Annotated in this window: 1 protein-coding gene; it reads left to right on the top strand. The window is 39.1% G+C overall.

Features of this window, described 5'->3' with window-relative positions:
• Positions 1–320: 320 nt before the first annotated feature.
• Positions 321–6,344 (top strand): ESPR-type extended signal peptide-containing protein (locus EO119_RS03800; protein WP_164725675.1); only part of this gene is annotated, 6,024 nt, incomplete at its 3' end.

Raw genomic sequence — 6,344 nt, 5'->3', positions numbered from 1 at the left:
ATAATAAATTTTGTAAAAAAACTATTCCAATGTGCACCGAATTAGTATATAATAGAATGGAAAAATTATTTTTTTAATAAAGTAGTTTGTGTTAGGCTTTTAGTGTGAAAAGAGAGACTGGAGGAGGTGTCCCCAAAGGATGGTGTGTAAATATATATAAAATAATAATGAATGTTTATCTGTTTTAATAAGTTGATTATGAAATACGTAAGCATTCAATTTTTTGTGCCATAAATGCTCAGCTTAGCAGTATGTATGGTAAGTGAGCATCACTAGTTTGTTATATAAATATTGTAAACATATGTGTATAGGAGTATAGTATGAACAAAATTTTTAAGGTCATTTGGAGTAAGTCAAAACAATGTTATATTGTTGTATCTGAAATGGCAAAGAACCATTCTGGTAAAAAGAAAATCGTTGTGGCTAGTATCTTGGCAGCTATGGCTGTGGGGTCTGACGCTTTGGTAACGGATGTATCAGCAGCAAGAGCATCAGTATCGTTGGCTGGAGGTAATACTGTAACCGATGGGACTATTGCAATCGGCTCAGGCAGCTATTCTGATGGAACAGCTATTGGAGGCGATGGAGCTAGGAGAGTTGAGCCAGGGATTGCTATTGGTGTAGATGCAAAAGCGCAAGGAAACTCAAATATAGTAATGGGGCAGGGAGCTCAGATCATAGGTCATTCTTTTGGCGTTGCAATTGGACGTACTGCTCAAGCTACAGACGATTATGGCGTAAGTGTAGGATATAATACACATGCAGACCTTCATGGCATTGCTATGGGTGAACAATCACGAGCTAAGAAAACAGGGGCTACATCATTTGGTGTTAGTTCTCGTGGCTATGGTAATGGTGCTATAGCTGTAGGGTGGCAGTCGTTAGCGGGCGCTAATGTATATGATGAAAAAGGTGTGCCCAATGATGATATCAATAGTGATAATGGTAAAACTATTAATGATTATGATAAATGGGGCGATGTTGCCATTGGTGTCCGTACTATTGCTACAGGTGGTAATGCTACAGCCTTAGGTCGTGGTGCTACTGCTAGTGCAGCTAATGCTATCGCTATCGGTGGTGGTGATGGTGGTGAACCAACTAAGTCGGGTAATACAGCTTCCGATAATAAAGAAAAAACTAAAGCCACAGCAGAAAAAGCAGTAGCCATTGGTTATAAAGCATTAGCATCTGATAAAAATGCTACATCTATAGGTACAGATGCTCAGGCGACTCAAGCTAGAGCTACAGCTATCGGTTATGAAGTACGAGCGGTGGGTAAAAATGCAGTTGCCATCGGTTCTAGCGGTGAGAATAGTAGTAGAAAATTAAATTCAGCAGGTGAAAATGCCATTTCTATTGGTACAGCAGCACAAGCTAACAATTTAGGATCCACAGCGATTGGTAATTTGGCTTTAGCAAGTAGTAACCATGCGGTTGCAATTGGCACATCTGCGGAAGGCACAGGAGCGTCTTCTACAGCAATCGGTCACCTAGTGAAAGCAACAGAGAGTAATGCATTTGCAGCAGGTAGTGAAAGCTTAGCTTCTGGTAAAAACTCTATTAGTATTGGTAGTACATTTAATAATATAACGAATCAATCGACTGGCGAAGCTTCTATTGCCATTGGTGCCGCTGCACAGTCTACAGGTGCTGGATCTGTAGCCTTGGGTAGAAATGTACAGGCTTTGAAGGAATATACCACAGCAGTTGGTATGAATATCAAAGCTAGTGATAATGCTTCTGCTAGTACGATTCTAGGTTATAACTCGTATACAAAAGCTAATCAGTCTGTCAATATTGGTTCTACTGTTAAAACTGAAGCAGGAGGTCAATATTCAACAGCAATTGGTTATACTCTAAGTGTAAGTGGAAAAAATGCTATTGGGATTGGTTCCAGTGATGACGGTATTACTGATGATAAAAAATTAATGGCTACAGGTGAAAGTTCCATTGCCATTGGTACAAGAGCACAAGGTAAGGCATCAGGCGCAACAGCTATTGGTAAAGAAGCTGTAGCAAGTCATACCGATGCCATCGCATTGGGTACTTCTGCACAAGGAACGGGAGAAGCCTCTACTGCCATTGGTAATGGGGCGAAAGCCACGAATTCACATGCTTTTGCAGCAGGTGTAGGTGCTAATGCAGCAGGTAATTCTGCTATCGCAGTGGGTAATAGCGCATCAGCAGCTAAAGATAACTCCGTAGCAATAGGTACTAATACCACAGCATCAGAAATAGAAACTGTAGCGGTAGGTTTACGAGCTTCAGCGCAGGGCAAACGATCTGTATCTCTTGGTATTGATACAGAATCAACAACCGCAGACGGCGTTTCTGTAGGTTATCTATCAAAATCACAAGCGTTGGGTGCAGTGGCTATTGGTAGAAATGCAGTGGTAACAGCAGAAAAATCTACTGCTGTTGGTTATGATTTAACAGTTTCAAATTCAGCAAGTACGAATATTGGTTATACATCTACCGTAGCAGCGAATCAAGCGACAAGCGTAGGTGCTCGAAATTCAGTAGAATCGGGAGCACAATATGGTACTGCCCTAGGATATTTTGTTAATATATCTGGTAAAAATGCGATAGGTATTGGTTCTAGCGATGATAAGCAAAATGTTGTTGCTTCTGCTTATAATGCGGCTGCCATCGGTACATCTGCACAGGCGACAGCATCTAGTGCGATGGCTTTAGGTACTAATGCAAATGCTGCGTTAGCACATTCGGTAGCACTAGGTGAAGGGTCTACTACAACGGAAGCAGATGGAGCTGGAAAAACAGCGTATTTGTCTGGTGAATCTACTAACAATAGCGGTAATGGTGTGATTTCCGTTGGTAATAAACGAAATGATTCTGATAGAACAGCTACTATAACACGTCGTATTGTCAGTGTAGCGGGTGGTACTGATGATTTTGATGCGGTCAATGTAAAACAATTAAAAGCATTAGAATCGAAGGAGCGCCATATTAAAGTTAAAACAGGAAATGATGCATATACACCAGATGCGAATGGTAAAATAACGCTAAACTATGTAAATGGTAAAGGCGAGGATGTCCCTAATGAAGTGACAGAGATTAAAGACGTAGCCAAAAAGTCTGATGAATGGACATTGCGAACACAAGATGGAAATACTACGGCAGTGGCTACACCGCAAACAGTGAATGGTTTAACTAAAAAAGCTGTCACTTTAAAAGCAGGCGATAACATTGCTATCGAAAATAACAATGGTGTGGTTACTATCAAAGCTAAGGATGTTGTAAAATCAGTGGCTACTGATAATACGAATGCATTAGATATTTCGAATACTAATGGGGCTGTTAAAATCAACCCTAAATTGGCAAGTTCTGTGAATGCAGCAGGAGAGGCTAATAAATTAGTAACGGCAGGTACTGTAAAAACAGCTCTTGATGATAAAATTGATAAAACAGCTGAGATGCACATCAAATCAGGGGAGTATACAGTAAATACTGATGGTACAGCTTCTTTGATTCAACAAAATGGTAATAACCAAGATCAAAGCACTCGCGTTACGATTAAAGATATTGCTAAAAAATCTGTCGTAGATACATTGCAGTCCGACTATAATACTTTCAGAACAAAAGCGATTACTTTCACCGGCGATGATAATCAAGGGGTAGCTCGTACATTAGATACGACATTAACTGTAAAAGGTGGTGCGAATTACACCTCTACTATACCGAATACTAATATTCGTGTGGAAAAAGACGGTACGACTGGATTAGCTGTTAAATTATCTGATAAGTTAACAGGTATAAAAGAAATTTCTGGCACTGGTTCGCAAGATTTAGTGATCAATAATGGTAATACTAAAGTCACTGTAAAAGCTCCATCTAATGGAGACAATGGTACAGTCGACTTTGGTAATGCTAAAGTAGTAGCGCCTAATTTAGATGCGAGCATCTCTTATAAAGCAGGTAATGGAGATACTAAGAAAACAGTTAAATTACAAGATGGATTTAACTTCACAGCCGCTACAGACACTACTACCACTGCAGAAGGTCCAAAATCTGGCCTTGCTATCAAAGCAGAGGATAATGGCAAAGTTACATTTGGCTTAGATAAAGCGACTCGCAATACTATCGATAATGCAGCAGATAAAAATTTGAGCAATTTAACTCAAGATGGTAAAAATAAAGTTACAGAATTAGCGAAAACAGCAGCTAAAGAGGCTGTAAAAGTAGCTCCTGGTCTTAATACAACAGTGACGACTGATACAAGTACTGCAGGTGTTACTACATATAAAGTAAATGCTAATGATACAACTGTGGCAGCAGGTAGTGAGGCATTGACAATTAATAATGCTACTCCTGATACGAATAAAGTACGTGCCTATACTGTAGATTTATCTGCAGTTACAAAAGGTAAATTAGCAGCTGTAGGAAATTTAGCAACAAATGTGATTGGTGGAACTACAATTGCTGCAGATGGTACTGTAACAGGTCCTACTTTCAGTATTACTAATGCAGCTGGTACTGCTGAAAATGCTGGAACTATTAAAGAGGCTATCGAAAAATTAGATGCAGCGAATAAGGGACAAAATACAAAAATCTCTGATACTGCAGAAAAAGTGACAAATTTAGCTACAGCATTAGGTGGTGGTGCTAAAGTAGAAAATGGTACTTTCACAGGTCCTACATACAACATCACAAAAGCAGATGGTACAGGTACAGAAACAGCATCTAATGTTGGCGAAGCCATTACTAAATTAGATACTCGTATTACTACAGCTAATGGCACATTAGTGACTAAAGGCTTAGATTTTACAGGTAATGACACAACTAATGCTGGTAAAGTACACCGTGATTTAGGTACTACTTTGACAATTAAAGGTGCGGAAAACTTCACTCGTGCAGCAACTGAGAACAACATCAAAGTTGTTAAAAATGGCGATGCTCTTGATGTGAAATTAGCAGAAAACCTTGCTAAGATGAAAGAAATCTCTGGTGATGGTACTAGTGATTTAGTGATCAAAAATGGTGATACAAAAATAACTGTAAAAGCTCCAGCTAATGGAGACAAAGGTACAGTGGACTTTGGTGATGCGAAAGTAGTAGCCTCTAATTTAGATGCATCTATCAAATATCGTGCTAACGATGCAGCTGCAGCAAATGCTAAATCTGTTAAACTAGCTGATGGATTTAATTTCGTAGCAAGTAACGTTACAGATACTGCAGCAGAAGGTCCTAAATCTGGCTTGGCTATTACCGCAGGAGATAATGGCAAAGTAACTTTTGGCTTAGATAAAGCGACTCGTGTAAAAGTCGACAATGCAGCAGATAAAAACTTAAGTAATTTATCTGATGATGGTAAAAACAAAGTCAAAGAATTAGCAAAAACAGCAGCACAAGATGCTGTGAAAGTAGCAGATGGTATTAACACCACTGTTACTACAGATACAACGACTACTGCAGGTGTAACTACGTATAAAGTAAATGCTAACGATACAACAGTAGCGATAAAAGGTGATGGACTCGCTATTACTGGTGGAGAGTTAGGCACAGATAAAGTACGTAAATATTCCTTAGATTTATCTGCCACTACAAAAGGTAAATTAGCTGCTGTAGGAAATTTAGCAACCAATGTAATTGGTGGAACTACAATTGCAGCAGATGGAACTGTAACAGGACCAACTTTCAGTATTACTAATGCGGAAGGTACTGCTGAAAATGTTGGAACTATTAAAGCGGCAATCGAAAAACTAGATGCAGCAAATAAGGGACAAAATACTAAAATTTCTGAAACTGCAGGTAAAGTAACAGCTTTAGATACCAAAGTAGATGGTATCGTTGAAAAAGGTATGGTATTTGCCGGTGATGATGCAACAGCAGATAAAGTAACTCGTAAATTAGGAGAAACTTTAAACATCCACGGTCAAAACAATATCACTGTGAAAAAAGATGATACTGCAGCAGATACGTTAAATGTAAAACTTGCTAGTGATTTGAAAAATATTACATCTATCAGCAGTGGAGATGGTACAACAGGCTCTAAAGTTACCTTAGGAGCAGATGGTGTATCTATCGCTAATACGAAAGATGGAGCAACTAAAACTGTAACTATCGATAAAGATGGCATCAATGCTGGTGGTATGAAAGTTACTAATGTAGCGGATGCAGAAAAAGATGGCGATGCAGCGAACAAAAAATATGTAGATAATGCAATTTCAAATTTGAATACAACAGTGACTAATAATGCAAATCTACGTTATGCTGGCGATACTAACGAAGGTGCAGCAGCTGGTGACGATCACTTGAACTTACCATTAGCCACAGGTACTTTAAAAGTAGCTGGTACAGCTGACCAAATCAAAACGGTAGCTAAT

It is taken from the genome of Veillonella sp. CNR 79/14, assembly GCF_003992185.1.
Classification (GTDB): domain Bacteria; phylum Bacillota; class Negativicutes; order Veillonellales; family Veillonellaceae; genus F0422.
Note: the sequence above shows the minus strand (reverse complement) of the source record. Positions and strands in the feature narration are given on the sequence as shown.